Source organism: Type-F symbiont of Plautia stali, from assembly GCF_059731105.1.
On sequence record NZ_AP035909.1, the window covers coordinates 2,854,068 to 2,874,363 of the forward strand.

The window sequence follows — 20,296 nt, forward strand, 5'->3', positions numbered from 1 at the left end:
TCTCCTAAGCCGCTTTTTTAAGCGGTGAATGTTCCGGTGGAATATCCGGGAAAAGGAAAGCGTGGAGCTTCATCATGTTACTGGCCTGTGCGCCAGCGTTGTTCTCACGGAGCTGATCCAGTGGTGTGAGATTCAGCTGAACTGTATAGATATCACCACCCGCAATCGGCGGCAGATTTTCCAGCCTGCGCACATCGTTACGCGACATCCACCCGTTCTGAAGGGCTGTGGTGTAGTAAGCTGATCGGCCTGCGGTGTCTGCACGAAGCAGACCTTCAACTGAAAACTCAGCAAATACATCGTCGCTGCCATCAAGCAGACAGCGTGATATTTCCTGCTCGATATTAACCAGTAGCGGACGCAGGGTGTTGGTCAGAAACAGCAGATTCATCCCCTCAACGCTTGATGCCCAGCTGCTTTGTTTGGTGGTATGTCCAACCATAAAGGGCGGCACGCGGAACCATCGGCAGATTTCCTCAATACTGAATGACCGCGATTCCAGCATCTGAGCAGCCTCAGGGTTAATTGTTACGCCCTGATACTTCATCCCTGCTTCAAGGACCATTACCTTTCCGGCATTTTTCGAGCCAATAAAGCGCTCAAGATAGCCCCGCAGCCTTTCCCGCTGCTTATCGTCCATGGCGACATCGGAGGAAAGAAAGCCTGAGCTCTGCAGGCCGTTTTCAAATATTTTTGCTGCTGACTCTTCAACCGACATTGCCGCGCCGATAACATCACGACCGGTCATCATCGGCATCATCCCGCATACACCGTCCAGACCAAAGCCCCGAATGTGCATGATGTTCTGAACCGGAATTTCGCGCTTCGTCTTAACTTCCGTGTATGTGTACTGAAGACTGCCATTATCCATGCGCTTAACCACCATGTTCTGCGGAAGAAGCGGCACCAGAGCCACCAGCTTTTTGCCGATCATCTTTTTTTCGATAAAGGCGTTACCGCGCAGGCAGACTGACGCCACCACCGACAACATGAAGCGCGAAGGCGTCATTTCAAGATTCGGACGGCGACATAGCACCTGATAAACCGGATTATCCAGCGCCAGCACACGCGATCCATCAGGCTGGCGCTGGTAAATCTTGAGTGGAAGTGTTGAAACTGACTCGCTCAGCAGGCGGGTGCATGCCCAGACGGCTGATAATCGCATCGCCTTGTCTGCAGATACCGTCTTGCCGCTACTGCTTTTCCCCCACCATTCCTCCCAGAACGTGCCGGTCGTCAGGCTAATGGGGACCCCGAGCCAGTTGAGCAAAGCGCTTTTAACTTTGCCGGGCTGCTTATTTTTTTTCATCAGAAACCTATCATTATCGGGTTTTCAAAGAAGCCGCTCAGGTCCTGCACATCACCGCCGCCATTGACCAGAAGTCGGCTTTTAGCTGTGAATAATGCAACCGGCCCGTCAATTTTGTTTTCCGGCGTGGATTTGTTCGGAAAGATATTGTCGTTTTTGTCAGGCTTAACGGTGATGTTCGACATCATCCAGGTCATAACGGGGTTTCCGTCATGATGGAACTTGTTGCCGTATATCTCCGCCTGAACTGACTTCATGGACTCAGACAGGTTTTTTACCGTCTGGGGGACCTCAACCAGCGGCAGACCTTCTTCAGCCAGTGCCAGGCTGAACTGCAATGCACTCCATGGGTCGAATGCGATTTCTTTAATATTCTCACCCTTGACCCACTCAACTATTTCAGCCTTGATAACCCCATGATCGATTACATCCCCGTCCGTCAGCTCAAGGTGTCCGGCATCCGCCCATTTTCGGTAAAGCTCGGCAATATGATTAGGCGCCGTTTCGATACGTCCCTCAGGCAACCAGAACCGGGGTTCCATATGCGTTTCACCTGTCGGGTCACGCCATGTTTTTACAGCCGCGCAGATATCGATTTTGTTCGCCAGGTCAACACCTACCCAAAGTGGCCAGCCTTTTCTTTTGGCCTCATCAGCAGTTGGCAACATCTTCGACCAGCGATCCATATCCATCCAGGCACTTTCAGCTGTAACCCAGATGTTCAGATGTTTAGTGAAGAAGTTAGGCCGCGCAGCTACCTGCTCCTTTGCCTTTTTCGCCAGGCGGCGCATATCGTCCCAGCGCTTGCAGACACCGAGACCGGGGTTAGCCTTAGGCCAGTTAGCCTCATCAAAGGGATCGTCTTCTTCATCCAGGGTGTAAATGACAGCAAAGTAAGTGTCATCCTCGACCACGCCGCGTAGCACCTTGATGGCGTAATCACGCTGCTCAAAACAGATGCCTTCTTTATTTGACCCTGCTGTAGTGATGGCGAACAACAGAGACTGAAGTCGCGCACCCGTGGCAGTCTCAAGAACATCCCAGACATCGCGGGTCCGGTGAGCGTGGAGCTCATCAACTATGCCGCAATGGATGTTGAGGCCGTCGAGGTTGTTAGCGTCACTGGACAGTGGCTCAAATTTTGATGCTGAGCGTTCCTGATGGATGTTCAGCTTAACGTGACCAAAGAGACGCCCTAAGGTGCGGGGCGCTTTCTTGATCATGTTCTTGGCATCATCAAATACAATACGGGCCTGATCGCGGGTTGTGGCCGCTGAGTAAACCTCTGCGCCGCCCTCACCGTCAGCACCGGTCATATAAAGCCCGATACCCGACGAAACTGTTGATTTGGCATTTTTACGTGCCACTTCGTTATAAGCGGTACGGAACCGGCGAACCATTACCGGATCGCCATCATCATCCATAACCTGTTTGCCGCTCATTTCATCAATCAGCGGAATGGTGAATCCAAAAAGGTTTATCAGGATGAAGATGTGCCAGGGCATCAGCTCAATCGGCTTGCCCGCCAGAGCACCTTTCACATGCGGAACGAAGTTATAGAAGTCGAGAATGTGCTGGGCGCGGTCCTCACTGAAGTAGATACCGCGTTCCGGCCCGTGTTCTAAATCATTGAGGAATCTCTGGCACGCCAGGCGCACCAGTTCGCCAGCAACGATCTCGCCAGCCAGCACGCTTTCTGCGTACTGAATACCAGCCTGAACAGTTGCCATTCATCATTTGCGCTTTTTAAGAAACTCTTCCAGAGGATCGGCTTCGGCTGGCCCGGATGCGCCAACCTTGGAACGGCTGGCCGGGGTCATGCCAAATTCAGAGAGCATTGCCCGGATGCGCTTCCACGCATCGGACTTCATCACTGCTGCCGGATGTGCTTTAACAATATCCTCACCAGTAGCTGACACCGTTTTATAGGTGTAGCCCTCTTCAGTAAGAACATCGCAATGTTGCCGGTACTCGGTGTAAGCCTCGATCAGCAACTCAAGCGCTTTACCGTCGAGAGTGGTCATCACTCCGACAGCATCAAGTTCTTCGCCGATTCGCTTGAACCAGTACTTCCCCATCTTGTCCAGATGCTTCGGAACTGGGGGTACCCCTGAAGGCGGTTTTGGCTCTTTTTTGTTTACTGCCCGTTTTGATGGGTTCCCCTTCACCAAAGCCAGATGTGTCGGGGTTTTCGGTGGTCCAGGCATAATCGAAAACTCCTATTAATAACTGGTTGGGGGACCCCAAAAAAAGTTTTCTAACCTGCGGCGGTGTGAAAAAAGGTTTGGCGGCGGTCCTACAGACGCAAAGCCCTGAACTTTCGACCCGCCCTCCCCGCCTGATGATAACCATTCTCATTCACATCGATATAGTTGCATTTGCAACTAATTTATTGATATTGATTATCATTTGAGACGTTCGCGCGCGGTTTTGCTCTTGTGGCATGGCCAGCAGAGGGCCTCAAGGTTTGAATCCTCATCGGTACCTCCATGTGCCTTTGGCTTAATATGGTCAACGGTCTTTGCTGCTGCCGCCCTGCCATTGCGTCTGCAGTTCTGGCACAGATGTTTGTCGCGCTTCAGTATACGAGCTCGCCGCACATCCCATTCACTGCCGTAGCCGCGCTGGTGCCTGCTCAGTCCGTTCTGATGCTGCTGCCACCCTTCATTGAGGTGATCTTCGCAATAGCCAGAGCGGTCTGTGGTGGTCTTAGCGCAGCCGTGCTTACGGCACGCTCTGGGTATTCGTTGCGGCATCCAGTCTCCACGCCCTGCGGCGTTCAGTTCGTAGTGTGTTGTCAGGGTGGCGCTCAACCGTCGCCGCGTCTGCGTGATCAACCAGTGAGTAGCATGGGTACACCACTGCACCACCACATGCGTCACCCACGGCGTAATCAGCAGGCGAGCCATGATTCCAGCGGCTGATAACCTGATTAAGTTTTGGCTGAGGGACGCTGTAGCAGACGCCATGAATCAGCCGGTTGAGTGTGATGTAATCTGCCTGTTGCCGGTCTGTATCAATAAGCTTTGTCGCTATCTCGGGCTGGTACTGCGGCGGTCTGCCGGTACCGAGATAGAAGCTCAGCAGGTCGTCTGGAAAGCGCGACAGCCACTCAGCCACCTTTTGCGCGAAGCCAGATACCGGCAGTGCGTCGTCTTCCAGTATCACTACCCGGCTATCCTGCTGGCTGGCCCAATCGATGGCGCGGCGATGGTTCCAGTTCGCGCCATGATGATCCTCATCAATCAGCAGGTGAGCGTTAAGCAGCTGTGCAAGGCGTTCTGCCTGATGCCTGCGTGAGTGATGGCCCACAACCACAAAACTTATTTGTGCTTCCACCAGGCGAACTCCTTACCGATGCCTTCTGACTTAAATACTGTGTGCACATATGGGCCGGTCACCAGCCTGTCGCTGTAGCGATGAGCCACTATGCCAAAGGCAATCATGTCGCCAACAGCCGCTGCACTTACTTCCTGACTCCAGAAGCGCAGCGATTCGAGGTGGTAATACAGCCGGATAATACCGTGCGCTATTGCCATTACGTCTGCACGACTGCCACCGAGAAGGCCTGCATTCAGCATCACTTCATTCTGGTGTTCAGAGAGAAATGCCTGATAGACACCTTCAGGATGCTGCTGCTTCGCCCATGCGTCTGCGTAGGTTTTAGGTTCGGAACCAGCGTAAATTTTGCCCTGCTCCATCCCTTGCCACGGTTCACGCAGCATCTCAACGTCAGTAACATCGGTACACCAGACGTAATGATATTCAGGATGATCGCGCAGGTGCTGCCAGATATGCAGCCAGCGCCTGAAGTAGACGTTCATCTTCACATCAGGGACGGCTACCAGCGATGCGCCTGCAGGTGCAGTAGTCAGCTCATCGGCCAGCACCACAGCGTCACCACCTTTTACCGATGCCGCCCATTCAGCCAGCAGGTCAGGCGATGGCGTGATTCTGGTGCCGCGCTGCGGGTCCGGCTGGCTGGTCAGCAGTGTGGTAATTACCACGTTGCGCTGCTGCCGGTAGTCTGCGTAACCGGTGTAACCGCTGTTCCTGCGCTCATTGTGAATCGTGACGTTGCGCTTCACCTGCGCTTCACGGTCAGGCTTTGGTACTGAACGTTCTACAGCCTGATGTTCATCAAGCGAATAAATCAGCTTGCCTGAACCAGTCACATCAGCGAACGCCCAGCTCGTTAACCCGGCATTGTGGATGCGCAGCGCTAAATCTGAGTGCTCGTACATGCCGCGCTGATAGATGGAATCGAACCCGCCAACCTTCTCTATCGCGCTGCGGTGGTAATAGAGCATCACGCCGCGCTGGCCGGTATAGGCTACATGCCGGTCATCACGATAAAGCACCGCAATATCATTCAGTTTCTGACCTGTGGCAAAGTCCTGAAACTGGTAAGCCAGATGCGGCTCAGGTGATTCGATGTAGGGGCGCTCCCAGCCACCAGCAATCGGCCAGGCATCATCGTCCCACAGAAAGAGATGCTCACAACCGGAATCAATCAGCGCCTCAAGGCTCGCGTTCTTAGCGGCCACAATGCCGCGAGATGCGTCATGCCGAATGACCTTTACACCTTCAGGCGCTGTCACTGGTATTGCTGAACCATCATCAATAACGACCACCAGCGCACCGGCTGGCAGAAACTTTAGTTGGTGATCCAGTGAGCGGGAAATGACGTCATGGCGATTATGGGTGCTGATGGCGATACCGATATTCGATGGCCGTTCAGTTATCGGCGCATAGCGAATGCCATCAATCATCACTTCCATTTAGAGTTTCCTGCTGGATTTTTGTGTTTAACTCTCGGCAATGGTGAAACCACCAGCCGATGATTCAGTATGTTTATGCTGAAAATTGAACTCGGTAAATGCAGTTTTCAGCACAAAATAAAAAGCCGCCCTTGAGCGGCTGTGTAACTACTTAACTTTTGCTGCTGCCTGGATTGCATCGGCTAAAGCTTCAATATTTCGAGCTACGCCATTGAGAGAGTCAGCTACGCGGGTTGAGTTTGTATTTGCTGAGGAAGCTCCTAACGCTGCCTTTGCAAGTTCTAACGCAGCATTTAAAGCAATGACTCTTTGCTTCTCTGGTGAAGTAGCTCCGCCAGCAGACTTTAAATAGTTATCAAGCATAAAACCTCCTTATTAATGGAGGGTACAATTTATCCTTAAGATTAATCCTACGGAAGCAAATAATAAGCACAGCTTCGCAACGCTTCACAGAGTGGCTAACCGTTATCCTTTGTCAATCAACTTTAAATAAAACTAATGTTAAGCCGATAATGATGAAGCATTCATAAAAGGAGGATGTATGGGCATTGAAGAAAATCTGCTCGAAACGCTTTTAAAACATGACGCCTTCCACAACGAAGATAGTAAGGTAGCAGGCATAGCAAAACTTGCGGTAGATAGAGGCTTTTCAACACTATCCCCTGCCCAAAAGTCAGTCTTGACACCCTTCATGAGCCATGCTTGTGAAGGCTATACGGACCCGGGTGAGCACCACAATGATTGCAACAAGGTGCTTGAAGGGGCTGAGTTGATAGAGGCTTATGACCACATTTGGGAGCATGATGGGATAGTCTGTGAAGACTGCCGTGAACAAAGTGATTATGATGACTATCGCCGTCAAAAATTCATGGATGAGTAAACTACTAGCCCATCCTTAGATGGGCTTCTTTAACATTTATTAAAGACGCTGCATCTAATGTATTGCTGCAAATCGGCTATTTCTGCTCCAGTGCCCTTATGGCTGCACGGTCGATATTGCACTGACCGAGCGCGCCATAAAGCACTGCATTAAGCCCAACGCTGTCACCAAAGCTCATGGCATCAGGAACGGCCGGCACCTCAATCGGCGTGGTCAGTTCCGCTGGCAGGCTTAACCGTGGTTCTTTGATTGCCCGGTACTCCACCAGCGGCTTTTGCTGCGTCGCGCAGCCTGTCAGCAGCATCAGGGGGAACAGGAGCAACAGCACACTTGTCCGCCGCAAGGTAACGCTTGATTTCATTCTGTAGTTTCCGGTTCTGCTGGGCTGTTACGGCACGCTGCTCTGCGACCTGACTCATCACATCGTTTTGTTGCTTAACAGCTGTTACCAGCTCAGTGACGCTCGATGCGAGGCCATCGTTCTTGGAGCGCAGGTCGTTAATCTGCTCGTCTTTGCTGTTTGCCAGCTTCTCAAGTCTGTCGTTCGTTGCCTTCAGCTGTGAATTACTGGCGTTCAGCCCCCACAGCGCCACGCAGATAAGACCGATGATGACCAGACCTGAATTGTTTCGGATAAAGCCGATTACGTTGAACATAGAATTCCCTTAGATTTTGATAAGCGGGATTTCCGGTCGTCCAGACCATTGGTGCCACCGTTAATGATTCTGGTGATGCGGATAACATCATCAGAATCAGCCAGCTCGTTCAGGCCGTTATTCTTCCACCATGCCGCCGCAGACATCGCAGCAAAGCGATAGCCCAGCAATAAATCAGGATTAGCCACCACATCAGCGCCAAGCTGTTTCACCAGTGCTGCATAGTTGGCTTTGCCGGTAATCTGAATCAGGCCGCGACCGCGATAGCGGTACCCATCCCCCGAAACAACATCACCATTCCCGTTACGGTTTGCGTAAATGATGCTGGCGATCATCTTCTGGTTAGCCGCATGCATCGCATTACGACCATAGGCGCGGGCCTGCTCAGCAGTAATGCGCTTGCCAAACATGGCAGTCAGCGCGTTCTCACTGTAATTCAGTCCCTCTTCTACCTTCAGGAACCCGGCTGATTCATGACCTGTCTGCGCCAGAAAGTGAGCCTGCCGTAATGGCGTGCTTATCTGGAACGCTGAGAGGCTTGCCGCTATGTGAGGAAACCAGGCATCACGCAGCGCATTGCTAACGCCGGTCGCGAGCTGAAAACTATTGGCTGTCAGCATTACTGTCCCCCAGTCGCTTATCTATCTGGCGGCGTATCTTCGTTGACACGTAGTCAACACCGAGGAACCCAAGAAAGACCGCAGCAACCCGCGTAATGTCTTCACTGAAGTGCCAGTTAAACACCGAACCAATTACCTGCAGGCTTGGCTGCAGGAAGAAGGCGAAGACACTGCACATCGCTGCATCAAGCAGGCGGCGTGACCATGCGTCTTTGCCAACGTAAGTGGCTCTGAGAATCGCCATGACTCCGGCCAGACCCGCATAGCCGGTTTCGTTTTTGTGGGCGTAAAGCCAGGCAATCAGGCTTGCCCAGAACCCAACGTCTTTGTCCGGCATGCGTTTCATCCTCACCTCCGTTAATTGGCAGGTGCTGTCGGTAGTCAGAAGGAAATTGCGCAACGCCACGGCGTCAAAATGTGTGTGGAGGCTGATTGGCGTGCGCAAAAACGAAAAGGCCCACCGAAGTGAGCCTTTGAATTTAGAAAATTGGATGGTCTGCGGTGCCGGGTGCCTCCCGGTGAGCCCTGTTATGGCTTCAGGCTCGCGTTCCGCATAACATTTGCCATCACGCCCCATCGCTTAGATGGGATTCACCGCAGTGAAGTCATCTTAGTGCAGAGTCGGGCATTTAGAAACCCTGACGCTAAAGCGGTAACTGCCTTGCCCGTCGGCAACAGGGTTAATTTTTCTATCCCTCAGTGTGGATAATCTTTTCACCATCCCTTGCAGGGATGTTTACAATAAAAACGCCTCCAGGCTGGTGAGGCCAGAGGCGCCTTGACATCCACGTTTAGAACTGACTTTTAGCAGATAAGCTGCACTGCTTGTAATTGACCTTATCAGATTACTAAGGAAAATGCGGACCGCGTGAGAGGTTTTTTCAATATTTTTTTCGGCGTCAGTTCGGCATCCATATCCAGCCGCACATCCAGCATTGCCAGACAACCTTCAATGAAACCCTCAGCCATCTGAATTTCAATTCTCACTATTTTTTCATCGCGCCTGGCCTGTTTAGCAAGGTTGCGCTTTGAGATATTGAAAAAGTAATGAAGCACAATGATCGCATGCTCATCCGGGCGCTTTTCTTTAAGCCGCGCCAGACAGCCCTCAATGACTAATCCATCATTATCGCTGCAGGTGAGTGTTAATTTTGAATCCTGCGCCAACAGGCCTTTGAATCCAGCCGCAATTGCTGAGTAATCAACACCGCTACTTTCTGATTTAGCCCATCCCGCCCAGCGCTCTAATACCTGTGACATGTCACGCATATTTAATCCTCTCCACACATTTTATTTTTTATCTGTCCCGATAATGCCGACTGCAATCGCGAAATCCAGGAACCTGAATAGCAGCTCAACCTGACTGCCGTATTTTGACTCAAAAAGTTTTGGGTCGCGGTGTAATTCGTCGTGATGCGCCCTGCAAAGCGGTATCACGAATAAATCATGGGCCTTTGTCCCTATGCCTCCCTGACCATGCCCGATGATGTGATGAGGATCGTCAGCCTGCATGCCGCAACATGCACAGCTCTGTGACTTAACCCACCGCGTGTACTTCTCACTCTCCCAGCGCTTGCGCTTGGGACGCTTCATGAAGGATTCCGGTGATTCAGGGTCCGCGTGCAGGCTGATAATCTTTTTGACGACCTGTGCAGCATCCTGAATCACCTCGCGGGCCGGTCGAGCCGGAACAATTCGGGCTTCTTTCAGCTCCCCGCTCTGGATAGTCTCCTTTGGCATGCGCAGAACGCGCCGGGCCGGTGCCTCCGGTATCAGGTCAATAACATCATTCAGAGTGGCCCACCAGCAAAGCTCGGGCAGGGTCAGGTTGTGATCGAATGGTAATGCCATCTGGCTGCATGCGGCCCTGATGATCCAGAGCGCAGTATTGCCTTTGGCAATATTCTCCAGGCTACCGGGTACGCCGTTTTCCCTGAACTCATTATCGTGGCTGTAGCACAGAGAAACCAGGCCGTTTTCGATTTCTGACACTGTGAACTCATGATGATGCCATGTCCCGGACTGCTCCCACTGGCAGCAGCCAAATGACTGGACGAAAGATGCCAGCGCACTAGGCCCACCAGCAGCCGCTATCACACGTTCATGACTGAAGAAGGGAATCAGTGAGGGTTCATCAAGCAGCGGCTGTGTGCCGTCATTCAGCCGCCCTGATGGCAGATCTGCCATATCGATTGAAGGTGTGCTGATAACCACGCGGCCACTAAATAGCCTCATGAGCTCCGGCCCCGGCTTCAGCAGCACAATCCCTGTGCGCGGCGCTACTTCAGGTGTAAGCAATGCCCTCACTCAGCACCACCAGCGGCTTTGTACGCCGTCCATAGCCCGCCTATCCACTGAACGCCCTTCGCGGTAAACCGGGACTGACTGAACATGTAATTTGATTCGGTAGTGGTTCCGGTCCTTACCTCAAAACGACCGGCCTCAATGTGCTGGCTGTAGGGGGTCAGGACGCCATTCAGGCGGTACATAACACGGCTTTCAATCAGGAACAGGCGTAATTCAGGCTCTTTCGCCTCAAGAAGTTTTGCCACCTGGCGGAAAGTCATTGAACTGGTGGCCGTGACATAGCGATCCACGAAGGCAACCTTTGGTGCAGCTTCATTCAGCTGCAGCTGCAGGCGCTCTTTTTCCTCTTCCATTTCGGCGGCCAGGCGGAGCGCTTCAGCAAAGGTTTGCGGGATTTTAACTGGCTGGCTGTCTTCCAGCTCATGTAGCCGCTTAATCACCTTCATGCGGAGAATGGCACTATAGCCGGTGATGAGGCATTCGGTGTGCTCACGGTCGAGGTGATACTCAGTTCGCTGTCGGTTCATGGTATCTAAATAGATACGCTGGAATTTCAGCGCATCTTCTCCCAGGTCATCCAGCATACGGCGAATATCTACAGTGACATTTTTGTGTTCTTTGCCGGTCAGTTCGGCAATCTCACGGCTGGTCATGATCGGGGATTGAATAGCATTGACTACAGGCGCAATAGCACCCGCTGATTGATTCAGCATTTTGACCTCTCCACACACTGGAACAACATTTTTAAATGGCCCCGCCCCATCACCTGCAAGTGAACGGGACCAACCTTGGTACGGCAACTGCAATCACCAGTACAGCACACACTATACCCAATTTCACTGGTCATGTAACCAGTTGCGGACCTATGCCGCTACCGGCTGAAACTCGCTGATTACCACCTCAGACTTACCGCCTTTGGTTACAGGTCCCCACTCTACAGTGAATCGCTTAATCTGCCTGTCATCGCCCCATATACCGGCATGCGTGAGGCTGTCAAACAGGGCTTTGAGGTAGTTATCAAGGTCACGCTGGCGCTTGTCTGGAGGAAACAGCAGCACGGTAACCTGCACGTTCACTGTAATCGGCTGTGGTCGGCGTTTGAGCTGCTGAAGAATGGCGGCAAATGCGTTGGAGCGGAAACAGCGCCCGGAGGCGCTGATCAATACTCCCTTTCTGGTGTTACGCCAGTACGTGTTAACGCTTGGCGGGAACGGGAGGGTTAACTTCATGCAGTCTCCCCAATACCCGGAATTGTCATCTGCCCAGCCACCTCACGGACTGCCTGACGCAGCATGCGGTAATTGGACCAGCAATCCCGATTTACCTGCTCCACCAGCTTTATGAAATCCTGAGCAGTACACGGATGATCCTGACGTAAGTCAGTGAGCGTCCCTGTGAAGCGGTTCAGCTGCTCTGTCACCAGTTCAGGGTCATCATGCTGCTCTGATAGCCACTTTTTGATCGCCTGTTCATCCTGGTGCTGCTTGATGAGGCGTACTGCACTGGCAATCGTCTCTGCCGGAACTGTCACACAGGTAGGATTCTCAACAGAGTCTGCCGCCCAGGTATGCGCCCATTTGGATTCGCTGTAGGTGTACTCAGCTTTCATCTTGAATGCGGCCTGAACGCAGGCCCACACGTCAACACCGCTCTTCTCAAGAATTTCGTGCTTCAGCAATGGCAGGTCATCGCCATAGTCTTTTTCAGACTGAACGGGTTCCTCACTATCAGCATTCAGGTGTTCGCGCGGCTCACCGTCTTTGGGTTCGGGCCAGTTGCGGGCCTTGTTGACGCTGAGTTTCAATTCCATGGCGGAATTGAGCTCTTCTTCAGTAATACCGGCGCGGCGCATGGCATCCCACAGCAGAAACTGAAGGTCAGCCCATTCAGACAGGTCATCAGGTGCTTCAGCAGCTTCCATCGCCTCTTTTGCCAGGTGCTTCAGAGGACCAACCGGACCTACATCGCCGAACGTTTCCTGCGACCATGCTGCATGCTCTGCGCGGATTTTTTCACGCAGTTTTGCCGGTGAAACGATGGCTGCTGAACGAGTCAGCTTCTTCTTGCCAGAGGCCTTAACTTTTTCAAGCTGCTCAGTTGCAATGCGACCCGCTGCTGGTCCGTGCTTCTTGCTCAACTCCATAGCTGTTGTTGCTGATACTTCTCCTGAGCTCACCATATCCAGCAGTGTGTCACCTGAAGACAGCAGCTGGAGGTGATTCTCTACGTCAGTTACTGATCGATGAAAAGCCTTAGCGATCTCGTGGATGCTGTGACCCTGATTTTTTGCCTTGTTATAATTGATGGCACGTTCAATTGGCGTTATCTGCAGGCCTTCGCTGCTACCGGTCTGGATTGCCAGTTTCTCAAGCGGCGTACCGATAAAATCCTTACATTCGATTCGGGGTATCTGATGCCCCTTTTCTCTTGCCAGATAAGCGCCATAATGACGATGCTGACCATCAATGATCTTCACACCCCGTTCAGTTACTTCAACGAGAAGCGCTGGCAAGTCTGTACCTGACATCCAAAGCTCACACATTTTTTCAGCGTGTTCTTTATTCAGTGGACGCCCCTGCTCACCTTCCACTGTGTAGAGTTCTTCGAACGGTACCATGAAAGTTTTTTTGACGGTGGTGCCGGTGCCATTTTGCTCTTTCTGTTTGTAGTACTGAGATAACGTGCTCATGCTGTGGTCAGCTCCCATGTCAGGACAAAAATCAGGGCGGCAATCATCACTACTGCAGTGGGAATGGCCCGGTAGAAAATCTCGTTGCATTCGTAGTGGCTCTTCAGGTGCGTTCTCATAACAAATCCCTGTTCACACTGGCTGAAATGATGCGGCCGGTGTCGAGTCCGCCGTAGCTGCCACAGTTGAGTGAGCCCTTAACGGCGCAGCGGTCGCAGTTCTCTTTGGCTTCATTGCGAGATGCATCGAACTTCGCCACCATCATCGCTTCACGCCATACCTGTGCAGCTCGCAGGCAGAACCCTTTCGCCTCAAGTTCGCTGGCCTGCTTCGCCAGGCGGGCGAATTTCTCGCTTTCAACCGGCAAGGGGTCAGTGTTGATTGAGTAGCTCCAGTCGCTTGCCCGCTTCAGCAGCCCCTTAGTGAACAGCGGTTTGATAAAGCGCTTCACGGAGGTCTCATGCAGACCCATGAGCTTGCAGAGTTCGCGGACCTTCAGCGGACCATTACGGGTAATCAGTTCAAGAATTTTTGATTCGTGGTTGATCATGATTTTCTCCCGTTAACCGCGAAAGCCGTGAGGCACTGAGCTGTCAGGCTTTGGAATGACCGTGATATCGCGCTGCATGTTGCGCTTCAGGGCGCTCCACTCAGAGCGCGGCGGGCGACCGGCCTTATCCCATTTGGTGGCTGACTGGAGGTAACCAGGCAGATTGCCGGGGATGAATAGCGTTTTGGGACGCATGTACTGGTATTCCTCAGTGCCTTCCCAGTGTGCGTGCTTGTAATCCACCACCAGACAAAGCTCTTCCACCGTGAACTTGTCTTTCAGGCGGGATTTGATGTGCCCCATCGACGACTGCGCCTCGGTGTGTTTTGCGCCGCTAGTTTTGTTCAGGTGACGTAAAACCTGACGGGAGCGATTGATAATTGACCACTCATCGTCTGGTTGCGACGCAACCTGACAAAAGGGTTTTTTATCTGATGGATCATGTTTTGATTTTACTGACGGATCGTCGCCAGATTCTGGCGGGTCAAAACTGTTATTTTTGCTGGATTCTGACGGGTGAAAATTTGACGCGTCAAAATTCGGTGCATCAGATTTTGATGCGTCAAATTTTGATGTGTCAGATTCTGACGCCTCAGATTCTGACAGGTGAGCAGCAGCTGATTCGCGCAGTTTTTTGACGTTCAGCTGATACATGTTGGAGTTGTTGCGGTTACCTTTGCGACGTGAAGTGCTGGTCAGCCAGCCATCACTTTCCAGCTTACGGATCGAAGTACGAACAGTACTCGGACCAGCGCCTATCTGACGGGCGATGGTGGCGATTGAAGGCCAGCAAACGCCTTCGTCGCTTGAGAAGTCAGCCAGGCGTGCCATGATGGCTACCATAGTGATCTTCATGCCGGATGATGCGCAGCCGTCCCAGACGAATGCAGATAATTTAACGCTCATGATTTACCCCAACCTCTCTGAAATATTGCTTGAACCGTTCGAGAGAGCTGAAGCACTCACCATGTTCGTACTTGTCACGCAGGTAGATAACGCGGTCGTTTTCTGGCTCCCAGCGGATGACCCGCACAGGGATGCCGCGCTTGTCTCGAAAAATACGGTCGAGTTCTCGCATGTGATCGCCCTCATTCGCTGGTTAGCATCACCCACAGCCCACTCAACAAAGCCGTGGTTAACTTCTTCGCTGACGCCTGGTACATTAAGCACATACCGCAGCGGCTCATTGCTGAAGCGGCCACCAGCAGAGGGAAGGCAACGGAATTGCGGTAATCCTGATTTTCTGGTTAAATTGATCACGCGATTAGTTCTCCACACACGTTGATTTAGTCGCATCGAACGCCGCGGACTGCAATCCAGCGGCGTTCACCTTTTCTGGAGCGCAAAAAACGCGATACAGCAGCGTCAGATGCTCCTGCCACTTCGCCATTACCTGATAGCTGTTCTCTTCAATCTGCTCACGCTCAGCCGCATCAATCACGCCATCAGCGGTTGCCTTGCGAATGTAAGCAGAATGCTTGCCAATCCACTCAACCGACTCCATCAGGCGCTGATTGATATCCGCGTTATCAACATCCTCAATGTCCACCAGCGGTACGTTGACGCTGTTCGATTGACGGGACACGGCATTAGCGATGTGCTTTGTGCCGCTTGCCTGCTGCAGAACCATTGCCCAACCCATTGGGAAAATTTGATCGCCATTGGTGCGCAGGCGGTTAAATAGCGCATCCTCGGTTACACCCAGCCATTCAGCTGCTTCTAAGTACCCACCCGGAAGACTTGAAATCGTCTTCTTTATTGCTACCACCAGCCATGCCGGCTGCTTTTCAACTTGCCAGTGCTTCTGATCCACGGTTAAGCCCTCTAAACTGTGGTTAAAATTAGAAAGCTGTCGATATAGACTTGTGATCACACTTACGATTTGCAGGGAACGGTTTCACTTCTTCCGCTGAAATCGTCCCGTCTTCATGGAGGATCACGGTGATGTCACGTTTGAGTGAAATCGCTTTAAAGATTGCGCTCTGGTAAACGCCTAAATCGGTAGCTGCTTTCGTCTGGCCAAACTGCTCTACATAATCTTTGAGTTTTATTCTCTGGCTCATAATCATCTCCTAATGTATAGGCTTAATTATCACCGCCAGAGGTAAAATAGTCAACACGCGCGGTGTTAGTTATTTATCCCGTGCGGTGATAAATTTCACATATGAATGCAAAGAAAAAGCCGCTCACTAACGAGCAAATCGAAGACGCGCAGAGACTGAAATCAATCTATGAGCGCAAAAAAGCTGAGTTGGGTATTTCCCAAGAGTCTGTGGCGGACGCACTGGGCGTAGGTCAATCAGCTGTCGCATCTTTGCTGAATGGAGTAAATGCTCTGAATCCCAGCAATGCCTCAGCATTAGCCAAATTCTTGAAGGTAAGTGTTGGAGAATTTAGTCCTAAAATTGCTGCTGAGATCGCTGACATGTATCAGTCGATTGGTGAAGAAAACATTAGGTCAAATCACTATGAATACCCCCTGTTCACTTATGTCCAGGCTGGTGATTTTTCTGAGGTGGGTAGTTTTACCTCCAGAGATGCAAAGGCATGGGTCCCTACAACTAAGAAAGCCAGCGATAAAGCGTTCTGGCTTGAAGTGAAGGGTCACTCAATGACCGCGCCGCAGGGCGTTCGTCCAAGTTTCCCAGAGGGTATGCTGATCCTCATCGACCCGGCAGAACCGGTTGAGACTGGCGACTTCTGCGTGGCGTCTGCGAATGCTGACTCAGAAGTGACTTTCAAAAAGTATGAGAAGGATGCGGGTGTAAGCTATCTTGTGCCGCTCAATCCTGCTTATCGGATTTTAGACTGTGATCATAGTTGCCGGATCATAGGTAAGGTGGTGAAAGCTCAATGGCCTGAAGAGACATTTCAATAAAGATTTCTCAGTATTTGACGATAATCTGAATGAGCTCAACTGATGCTCAAAACTTCTCTTTTGAATGCTTTGATACTGCTAGCCCGCGTCCGGCGGGCCTTTTTGTTTTCGCACAAAATTTGCGGTGCTTAACAAATTGTGGAGCATCTATTTCCTAATTTTCACATCGTAAGTATCATTATTATCGTCAGCTTATGCTGACAGATGGTTTGCCCCAATTGAACGAGTTTATGCCCGTCTAGCGCGGGCTTTTTTATGCCTAACGCTCCAGTACTTTTACCGCAGCTTCCATTGCTTTGACCAGTAGCTCAGACTGGGCGGGATTCTTCGATGCCAGCGCCGTTCTAAGTGCATCTGCTATCACATTTGTTTCGATTCAACTCCGTAATCATGAAGCGTAAGAACCACGTCTCCGACCACCCTGCACATCTCATCATAAAGTTCTTCTGATTGCTTGCTCATGGTGCTCCCATCGATCAAAAAACACTCAAAACATACATTACTAAATGCTCAATCTGATGATTATGCGTGCAGAAAATTTTTAATATCATTTCAATCAATGACATAAACACCGCAGGATATATAATATCTCCGGCGGTGTTGACTGATTTATCACTTCCGGCAATAATGAATCTATCAACAGCGAATAGGCAGGACGCCCACGAAGTAGCCGCCCGAGGCGTAAGAAGATCGGGATGATTCGCTAAAGCAGTTGCAGTGGTGTGAGGGCAGTACTGTGGAGATGATTAAAAACATGTCGAACACAACGCTCCGGGACCTGATTACTTTTTTGAGGCTCTTTCCAGATGCTGATGTTGTCTGTTGCGGTGATGCCGGTGTGGTGAGTGTGAAGTGTGAATTAGAAAACGTGGTTCGCGGACCAGCGTTTTAAGAGTACTGAATTGCTGTGTTGGCGGTTACTCATGATGGTTTGGTTTAACCGCCCTTTTTCACAACGACAAGGACATTTGCAAAGCGGGTGTTTTCGAACGCTTTAGAGACGTGGAGTAAGTGTCCTTATCGTTGTGGTGAATGCGGCCAGCGCACGCGGAAGACTGACAAAGATTGCATACAGTCTAAGAGTCTCCGCTCTGGTGTCTGTCAGTCTGACCAGAGCACCGGGAGGCACCCGGCACCGCAGCAACCTTTCAAGTGTGTGGAGTAATCGGGCTGTGGGTTATTGCAGTAACCCACCAGCCAACTTAAGCGAATCCCAAAAGTTTTTTATTGCCGTCACTGGCAAGGGATTCATGCAACCAAAAATCGTGTGTGGAGAGTTTCATGGAAAAGCCAAACGACCATATCACCGTAGGCATTATCACCCTGCCCTACAGCCATATCCTCAACGGCTGGGTTATGCCTGACGGGTCGGTAATCAGTAATCCCATTAAGGCGCAGCGTGAAGCTGAGCGGCTTAATAAAACCATCAACATCACCATTCACTGAGGGCGATGACATGCATCATTTTAAATCGAACAAAGAAGTCGTCGCTGCCGGCCACCAGTTCGCTAAGAACATCGGCAAAGAAACCTCTCTTATGGACATGGCGAAGATGGTAACTGAACTGGCATCACGTCTCGACGTGGCCACCGTTCGCGCCAATCTCATGGCTGGAGAGGTGCTGCGTATCAACAGCGTCCTGCCTGATACCATCGCGGCGCTTCAGATTGCCGGGGCTGATATGACCCTGATTGACGATCTGAATGCAGCGCTTGCCACTCCAGCCTGTAATCAGTGGATTCGAACATTGCGTGGTGAAGCACTTGGGGAAGCCCGCCGCGCTGTAACAACACTGGGTAACCACCAGCAACCGGGTATTTCACATGCGATCAACATCATTTCCCAAATGGAAATGGATTTACTCCGCTCACGCACGGTAACCCTGAAGGTGGTGTCATGAAAAAGGTCGCCCAATTCCGGCGCAGCAATGGGGCGAATGCCGGATTCAGTGAAAAGTTAGCCTGGCAGTTATCAAAGGGCCCGGCAACGGGCCGGGAGTTGGCAGAACGTCTCGGTATGACCCTCAGTGAGTTCAACCGTTTAGTTATTCACATATTACGCAGAGGAGGCGAAACGCTGCAGGTTGAAGCCTCTAATCAAATCAGCCTTGGCGGCGGCTATATTGACCGCACTTACACCCTGGTCAGAAATCCACGTCGTGTTGCCTCCCCACCATGTAAGCCAATGGTGATCAACTACAGGAATGACTGCTCTGAAGAGGCAAAGAAGCGCCACCGAGAAGCAGCAAAACGCCGCGCCCGTCTGATTGCCAGCGGGCTGTATCTGGAATGCATGGGTTAAGGATGGTGAGTAATGGAAAAGCTGAATGAGTTAGTTGAAGCGCTGTATCCGAAATATGGTGCGCCGGGTTCGCGTGACGTTGATGTCACCACTCGCCGGAAAGCAATCGACGAGTCTGCTGCAGCTATTGCCGAAGCATTCCGGGCGCTGGAACAGGAAGTGCAGAAGAACCTTGAAGGCGCTCTTGCTTGGCAGCAGCGCGCAGAAGCAGCAGAGGCGAAGCTGGCAACGGCTGAGCGTGCGATTGATAACCTTGATGCTGAGCGCAGTGTGATGCGGGCGAAGCTGGCAGAGCTGGAGAAGCAGCAGCCTGTGGCGTGGACAGACGAGCAGGAATTGCGGGACGTTAAAAATCACGGTTGCGGATATTTGTTCACTGTAGACCCAGTAACGTCTAACGCAGCCCCCCGGCGGATTATCAATCTATTCACCCGCCCCGCGCCCGCCGTCAGCCTGGCGGGGCTGGTGCCAGATGAAATGGTTGTTGAACCTTTCAGCAGGCCGGTTGATGCTCAGAAAGCCCTTGAGTCAAGAGCTGAAGGATTCAACTTGTGCCGCGCCGCCATCCTGCGCAACATTGAGGAGGCGAAATGAAAGAGCGTCCAGTCATCTTTAACGCCGACATGGTTCGTGCAGTTCTCGACGGCAGAAAGACTCAGACGCGCCGGATCATGCGGGTGCAGCCTTCTGCCGATTTCTGTCCGATGAATATGGAACTGAAAACGGACTTTAACGCGCGCTGGTATACGCCCGGCATGGTCGATAAAGATGGCTACCTTCAGCCAGCCAAGAAAAAAGTTTTTGGTGTGGCCAGCGATGATGAGGGCTACACCTGTCCTTTTGGTGCAATTGGTGATCGCTTGTGGGTGCGTGAGACGTGGGCAAGATACAACATTGACCAATACAGCCACGACATGGCTTACCGCGCAACTATTCCAGACGATTGGCCGAAAGAAGGCCGCTGGCGCCCATCCATCCACATGCCGCGCTGGGCTTCCCGCATAACGCTGGAGATTACCGGCGTTCGTGTGGAGCGGATGTACGATATCAGTGAAGTCGATGCACGCGCGGAAGGCGTGGAGCAGTTACGGGGCGGTTTCTGGCGTCATTATCAGCCCGGCTGGACTCAGCACCAGCTGAGCGCACGCGGTTCCTTCGTTACGTTATGGAAGTCTATCTACGGCGATGACAGCTGGCTGGCTAACCCGTGGGTGTGGGTCATTGAGTTTAAGCGCGTGGAGGTGGAGTGATGTCTAAGTGCAACGCTTTACTGTATGCCATGGTTGTTGGGTTTGGATTTGTGGCGGGTATTCATACATATCTGG

The 20,296-nt window shown here is 51.7% G+C and carries 30 protein-coding genes; 7 read left to right on the forward strand and 23 right to left on the reverse strand.

The genetic code is table 11. The features are described from left to right. Positions 1-4: 4 nt before the first annotated feature. The 7 genes from AC6I7A_RS13375 to AC6I7A_RS13405 form a co-directional block, all read right to left on the reverse strand. Positions 5-1,309 carry a phage portal protein gene (locus tag AC6I7A_RS13375; RefSeq protein WP_058956835.1) on the reverse strand — a complete coding sequence of 435 codons (1,305 nt, stop codon included), beginning with the start codon at positions 1,307-1,309 and terminating at the stop codon, positions 5-7. Continuing rightward, a complete protein-coding gene (locus tag AC6I7A_RS13380) occupies positions 1,309-3,039 on the reverse strand; it encodes a terminase large subunit (protein ID WP_058956834.1) in 1,731 nt (576 codons plus the stop codon). Before AC6I7A_RS13380 ends, AC6I7A_RS13375 begins: the two co-directional genes overlap by 1 nt. A 3-nt stretch (positions 3,040-3,042) precedes the next feature. Further along, positions 3,043-3,516, reverse strand: coding sequence for a phage terminase small subunit P27 family (locus AC6I7A_RS13385; protein WP_058956833.1), 474 nt, complete (start codon positions 3,514-3,516; stop codon positions 3,043-3,045). Positions 3,517-3,714: 198 nt separating this feature from the next. Continuing rightward, a complete protein-coding gene (locus AC6I7A_RS13390; RefSeq protein ID WP_058956888.1) occupies positions 3,715-4,065 on the reverse strand; it encodes an HNH endonuclease in 351 nt (116 codons plus the stop codon). After that, the gene (locus AC6I7A_RS13395) at positions 4,034-4,651 is read right to left on the reverse strand and encodes a hypothetical protein (protein ID WP_072215469.1); all 618 of its coding nucleotides are present in this window, start codon (positions 4,649-4,651) and stop codon (positions 4,034-4,036) included. The genes AC6I7A_RS13390 and AC6I7A_RS13395 overlap by 32 nt, the downstream gene beginning before the upstream one ends. Then, the gene (locus AC6I7A_RS13400; RefSeq protein ID WP_058956831.1) at positions 4,633-6,090 is read right to left on the reverse strand and encodes a glycosyltransferase family 2 protein; all 1,458 of its coding nucleotides are present in this window, start codon (positions 6,088-6,090) and stop codon (positions 4,633-4,635) included. Before AC6I7A_RS13400 ends, AC6I7A_RS13395 begins: the two co-directional genes overlap by 19 nt. A gap of 147 nt (positions 6,091-6,237) precedes the next feature. After that, positions 6,238-6,453, reverse strand: coding sequence for a hypothetical protein (locus AC6I7A_RS13405; protein ID WP_072215468.1), 216 nt, complete (start codon positions 6,451-6,453; stop codon positions 6,238-6,240). A 178-nt stretch (positions 6,454-6,631) separates the two neighbouring features. Here AC6I7A_RS13405 and AC6I7A_RS13410 point away from each other — a divergent pair, with 178 nt between their 5' ends. Beyond that, entirely contained in the window at positions 6,632-6,970 is a 339-nt protein-coding gene (locus tag AC6I7A_RS13410; RefSeq protein ID WP_058956830.1) for a hypothetical protein, read from the forward strand. Between the two features lie 76 nt (positions 6,971-7,046). Here AC6I7A_RS13410 and lysC read toward each other — a convergent pair whose 3' ends face one another. The 15 genes from lysC to AC6I7A_RS13485 form a co-directional block, all read right to left on the reverse strand. After that, the gene (gene lysC, locus AC6I7A_RS13415; RefSeq protein WP_498003768.1) at positions 7,047-7,274 is read right to left on the reverse strand and encodes an Rz1-like lysis system protein LysC; all 228 of its coding nucleotides are present in this window, start codon (positions 7,272-7,274) and stop codon (positions 7,047-7,049) included. Continuing rightward, positions 7,171-7,626, reverse strand: coding sequence for a hypothetical protein (locus tag AC6I7A_RS13420; RefSeq protein ID WP_058956829.1), 456 nt, complete (start codon positions 7,624-7,626; stop codon positions 7,171-7,173). The genes lysC and AC6I7A_RS13420 overlap by 104 nt, the downstream gene beginning before the upstream one ends. Next, positions 7,614-8,246, reverse strand: a complete 633-nt coding sequence (locus AC6I7A_RS13425) for a glycoside hydrolase family 19 protein (protein WP_058956828.1) — start codon at positions 8,244-8,246, stop codon at positions 7,614-7,616. Before AC6I7A_RS13425 ends, AC6I7A_RS13420 begins: the two co-directional genes overlap by 13 nt. After that, a complete protein-coding gene (locus AC6I7A_RS13430) occupies positions 8,230-8,592 on the reverse strand; it encodes a phage holin, lambda family (RefSeq protein WP_082668175.1) in 363 nt (120 codons plus the stop codon). The genes AC6I7A_RS13425 and AC6I7A_RS13430 overlap by 17 nt, the downstream gene beginning before the upstream one ends. Positions 8,593-9,086: 494 nt before the next feature. Beyond that, a complete protein-coding gene (locus AC6I7A_RS13435; protein ID WP_498003771.1) occupies positions 9,087-9,515 on the reverse strand; it encodes an antiterminator Q family protein in 429 nt (142 codons plus the stop codon). A gap of 21 nt (positions 9,516-9,536) precedes the next feature. Further along, on the reverse strand, positions 9,537-10,553 hold the full coding sequence (locus AC6I7A_RS13440) for a DUF968 domain-containing protein (protein WP_058956826.1): 1,017 nt from the start codon (positions 10,551-10,553) through the stop codon (positions 9,537-9,539). Then, positions 10,550-11,266 (reverse strand): phage antirepressor KilAC domain-containing protein, encoded by a 717-nt coding sequence (locus AC6I7A_RS13445; protein WP_058956825.1) that lies wholly within the window; start codon positions 11,264-11,266, stop codon positions 10,550-10,552. Before AC6I7A_RS13445 ends, AC6I7A_RS13440 begins: the two co-directional genes overlap by 4 nt. A 150-nt stretch (positions 11,267-11,416) precedes the next feature. Next, on the reverse strand, positions 11,417-11,782 hold the full coding sequence (locus AC6I7A_RS13450; protein WP_058956824.1) for a RusA family crossover junction endodeoxyribonuclease: 366 nt from the start codon (positions 11,780-11,782) through the stop codon (positions 11,417-11,419). Continuing rightward, positions 11,779-13,242, reverse strand: a complete 1,464-nt coding sequence (locus AC6I7A_RS13455; RefSeq protein WP_058956823.1) for a dATP/dGTP pyrophosphohydrolase domain-containing protein — start codon at positions 13,240-13,242, stop codon at positions 11,779-11,781. The genes AC6I7A_RS13450 and AC6I7A_RS13455 overlap by 4 nt, the downstream gene beginning before the upstream one ends. Beyond that, positions 13,239-13,361, reverse strand: coding sequence for a hypothetical protein (locus AC6I7A_RS13460; protein ID WP_318250617.1), 123 nt, complete (start codon positions 13,359-13,361; stop codon positions 13,239-13,241). The genes AC6I7A_RS13455 and AC6I7A_RS13460 overlap by 4 nt, the downstream gene beginning before the upstream one ends. Beyond that, positions 13,358-13,792 carry a PerC family transcriptional regulator gene (locus AC6I7A_RS13465; protein ID WP_058956822.1) on the reverse strand — a complete coding sequence of 145 codons (435 nt, stop codon included), beginning with the start codon at positions 13,790-13,792 and terminating at the stop codon, positions 13,358-13,360. The genes AC6I7A_RS13460 and AC6I7A_RS13465 overlap by 4 nt, the downstream gene beginning before the upstream one ends. Positions 13,793-13,804: 12 nt before the next feature. Continuing rightward, the gene (locus AC6I7A_RS13470) at positions 13,805-14,698 is read right to left on the reverse strand and encodes a conserved phage C-terminal domain-containing protein (protein ID WP_058956821.1); all 894 of its coding nucleotides are present in this window, start codon (positions 14,696-14,698) and stop codon (positions 13,805-13,807) included. After that, entirely contained in the window at positions 14,688-14,870 is a 183-nt protein-coding gene (locus AC6I7A_RS13475; protein ID WP_058956820.1) for a DUF4222 domain-containing protein, read from the reverse strand. The genes AC6I7A_RS13470 and AC6I7A_RS13475 overlap by 11 nt, the downstream gene beginning before the upstream one ends. A 186-nt stretch (positions 14,871-15,056) precedes the next feature. Continuing rightward, a complete protein-coding gene (locus tag AC6I7A_RS13480) occupies positions 15,057-15,605 on the reverse strand; it encodes a YmfL family putative regulatory protein (protein ID WP_058956819.1) in 549 nt (182 codons plus the stop codon). Between the two features lie 28 nt (positions 15,606-15,633). Beyond that, a complete protein-coding gene (locus AC6I7A_RS13485) occupies positions 15,634-15,855 on the reverse strand; it encodes a Cro/CI family transcriptional regulator (RefSeq protein WP_010246577.1) in 222 nt (73 codons plus the stop codon). Positions 15,856-15,956: 101 nt separating this feature from the next. On the opposite strand from AC6I7A_RS13485, the gene AC6I7A_RS13490 reads away from it, so the two are divergent. Further along, complete coding sequence (locus AC6I7A_RS13490; protein WP_058956818.1) at positions 15,957-16,670, forward strand: LexA family protein; 714 nt, start codon at positions 15,957-15,959, stop codon at positions 16,668-16,670. A 360-nt stretch (positions 16,671-17,030) separates the two neighbouring features. Here AC6I7A_RS13490 and AC6I7A_RS13495 read toward each other — a convergent pair whose 3' ends face one another. Continuing rightward, on the reverse strand, positions 17,031-17,132 hold the full coding sequence (locus AC6I7A_RS13495) for a DUF2767 family protein (protein ID WP_498003777.1): 102 nt from the start codon (positions 17,130-17,132) through the stop codon (positions 17,031-17,033). Positions 17,133-17,951: 819 nt separating this feature from the next. Here AC6I7A_RS13495 and AC6I7A_RS13500 point away from each other — a divergent pair. Genes AC6I7A_RS13500 through AC6I7A_RS13520 form a run of 5 tightly spaced genes read left to right on the forward strand, consistent with a single transcriptional unit; the run spans position 17,952 to position 20,221 of the window. Continuing rightward, on the forward strand, positions 17,952-18,116 hold the full coding sequence (locus tag AC6I7A_RS13500; protein WP_058956817.1) for a DUF1317 family protein: 165 nt from the start codon (positions 17,952-17,954) through the stop codon (positions 18,114-18,116). Between the two features lie 10 nt (positions 18,117-18,126). Then, positions 18,127-18,570, forward strand: a complete 444-nt coding sequence (locus AC6I7A_RS13505; protein WP_058956816.1) for a hypothetical protein — start codon at positions 18,127-18,129, stop codon at positions 18,568-18,570. Beyond that, positions 18,567-18,971, forward strand: a complete 405-nt coding sequence (locus AC6I7A_RS13510; RefSeq protein ID WP_058956815.1) for a hypothetical protein — start codon at positions 18,567-18,569, stop codon at positions 18,969-18,971. Before AC6I7A_RS13505 ends, AC6I7A_RS13510 begins: the two co-directional genes overlap by 4 nt. A 12-nt stretch (positions 18,972-18,983) precedes the next feature. Beyond that, on the forward strand, positions 18,984-19,565 hold the full coding sequence (locus AC6I7A_RS13515; protein WP_058956814.1) for a hypothetical protein: 582 nt from the start codon (positions 18,984-18,986) through the stop codon (positions 19,563-19,565). Beyond that, the gene (locus AC6I7A_RS13520; protein ID WP_058956813.1) at positions 19,562-20,221 is read left to right on the forward strand and encodes an ASCH domain-containing protein; all 660 of its coding nucleotides are present in this window, start codon (positions 19,562-19,564) and stop codon (positions 20,219-20,221) included. Before AC6I7A_RS13515 ends, AC6I7A_RS13520 begins: the two co-directional genes overlap by 4 nt. Positions 20,222-20,296 lie beyond the last annotated feature (75 nt).

Bases quoted from the DNA above. Each gene is read 5' to 3' on its own strand.
- AC6I7A_RS13375 (WP_058956835.1), bottom strand. From the start codon at position 1,309: ATGAAAAAAAATAAGCAGCCCGGCAAAGTTAAAAGCGCTTTGCTCAAC.
- AC6I7A_RS13380 (WP_058956834.1), bottom strand. From the start codon at position 3,039: ATGGCAACTGTTCAGGCTGGTATTCAGTACGCAGAAAGCGTGCTGGCT.
- AC6I7A_RS13385 (WP_058956833.1), bottom strand. From the start codon at position 3,516: ATGCCTGGACCACCGAAAACCCCGACACATCTGGCTTTGGTGAAGGGG.
- AC6I7A_RS13390 (WP_058956888.1), bottom strand. From the start codon at position 4,065: ATGCCGCAACGAATACCCAGAGCGTGCCGTAAGCACGGCTGCGCTAAG.
- AC6I7A_RS13400 (WP_058956831.1), bottom strand. From the start codon at position 6,090: ATGGAAGTGATGATTGATGGCATTCGCTATGCGCCGATAACTGAACGG.
- AC6I7A_RS13405 (WP_072215468.1), bottom strand. From the start codon at position 6,453: ATGCTTGATAACTATTTAAAGTCTGCTGGCGGAGCTACTTCACCAGAG.
- AC6I7A_RS13410 (WP_058956830.1), top strand. From the start codon at position 6,632: ATGGGCATTGAAGAAAATCTGCTCGAAACGCTTTTAAAACATGACGCC.
- lysC (WP_498003768.1), bottom strand. From the start codon at position 7,274: ATGCTGCTGACAGGCTGCGCGACGCAGCAAAAGCCGCTGGTGGAGTAC.
- AC6I7A_RS13420 (WP_058956829.1), bottom strand. From the start codon at position 7,626: ATGTTCAACGTAATCGGCTTTATCCGAAACAATTCAGGTCTGGTCATC.
- AC6I7A_RS13425 (WP_058956828.1), bottom strand. From the start codon at position 8,246: ATGCTGACAGCCAATAGTTTTCAGCTCGCGACCGGCGTTAGCAATGCG.
- AC6I7A_RS13430 (WP_082668175.1), bottom strand. From the start codon at position 8,592: ATGAAACGCATGCCGGACAAAGACGTTGGGTTCTGGGCAAGCCTGATT.
- AC6I7A_RS13435 (WP_498003771.1), bottom strand. From the start codon at position 9,515: ATGCGTGACATGTCACAGGTATTAGAGCGCTGGGCGGGATGGGCTAAA.
- AC6I7A_RS13445 (WP_058956825.1), bottom strand. From the start codon at position 11,266: ATGCTGAATCAATCAGCGGGTGCTATTGCGCCTGTAGTCAATGCTATT.
- AC6I7A_RS13450 (WP_058956824.1), bottom strand. From the start codon at position 11,782: ATGAAGTTAACCCTCCCGTTCCCGCCAAGCGTTAACACGTACTGGCGT.
- AC6I7A_RS13455 (WP_058956823.1), bottom strand. From the start codon at position 13,242: ATGAGCACGTTATCTCAGTACTACAAACAGAAAGAGCAAAATGGCACC.
- AC6I7A_RS13460 (WP_318250617.1), bottom strand. From the start codon at position 13,361: ATGAGAACGCACCTGAAGAGCCACTACGAATGCAACGAGATTTTCTAC.
- AC6I7A_RS13465 (WP_058956822.1), bottom strand. From the start codon at position 13,792: ATGATCAACCACGAATCAAAAATTCTTGAACTGATTACCCGTAATGGT.
- AC6I7A_RS13470 (WP_058956821.1), bottom strand. From the start codon at position 14,698: ATGAGCGTTAAATTATCTGCATTCGTCTGGGACGGCTGCGCATCATCC.
- AC6I7A_RS13475 (WP_058956820.1), bottom strand. From the start codon at position 14,870: ATGCGAGAACTCGACCGTATTTTTCGAGACAAGCGCGGCATCCCTGTG.
- AC6I7A_RS13485 (WP_010246577.1), bottom strand. From the start codon at position 15,855: ATGAGCCAGAGAATAAAACTCAAAGATTATGTAGAGCAGTTTGGCCAG.
- AC6I7A_RS13490 (WP_058956818.1), top strand. From the start codon at position 15,957: ATGAATGCAAAGAAAAAGCCGCTCACTAACGAGCAAATCGAAGACGCG.
- AC6I7A_RS13495 (WP_498003777.1), bottom strand. From the start codon at position 17,132: ATGAGCAAGCAATCAGAAGAACTTTATGATGAGATGTGCAGGGTGGTC.
- AC6I7A_RS13500 (WP_058956817.1), top strand. From the start codon at position 17,952: ATGGAAAAGCCAAACGACCATATCACCGTAGGCATTATCACCCTGCCC.
- AC6I7A_RS13505 (WP_058956816.1), top strand. From the start codon at position 18,127: ATGCATCATTTTAAATCGAACAAAGAAGTCGTCGCTGCCGGCCACCAG.
- AC6I7A_RS13510 (WP_058956815.1), top strand. From the start codon at position 18,567: ATGAAAAAGGTCGCCCAATTCCGGCGCAGCAATGGGGCGAATGCCGGA.
- AC6I7A_RS13515 (WP_058956814.1), top strand. From the start codon at position 18,984: ATGGAAAAGCTGAATGAGTTAGTTGAAGCGCTGTATCCGAAATATGGT.
- AC6I7A_RS13520 (WP_058956813.1), top strand. From the start codon at position 19,562: ATGAAAGAGCGTCCAGTCATCTTTAACGCCGACATGGTTCGTGCAGTT.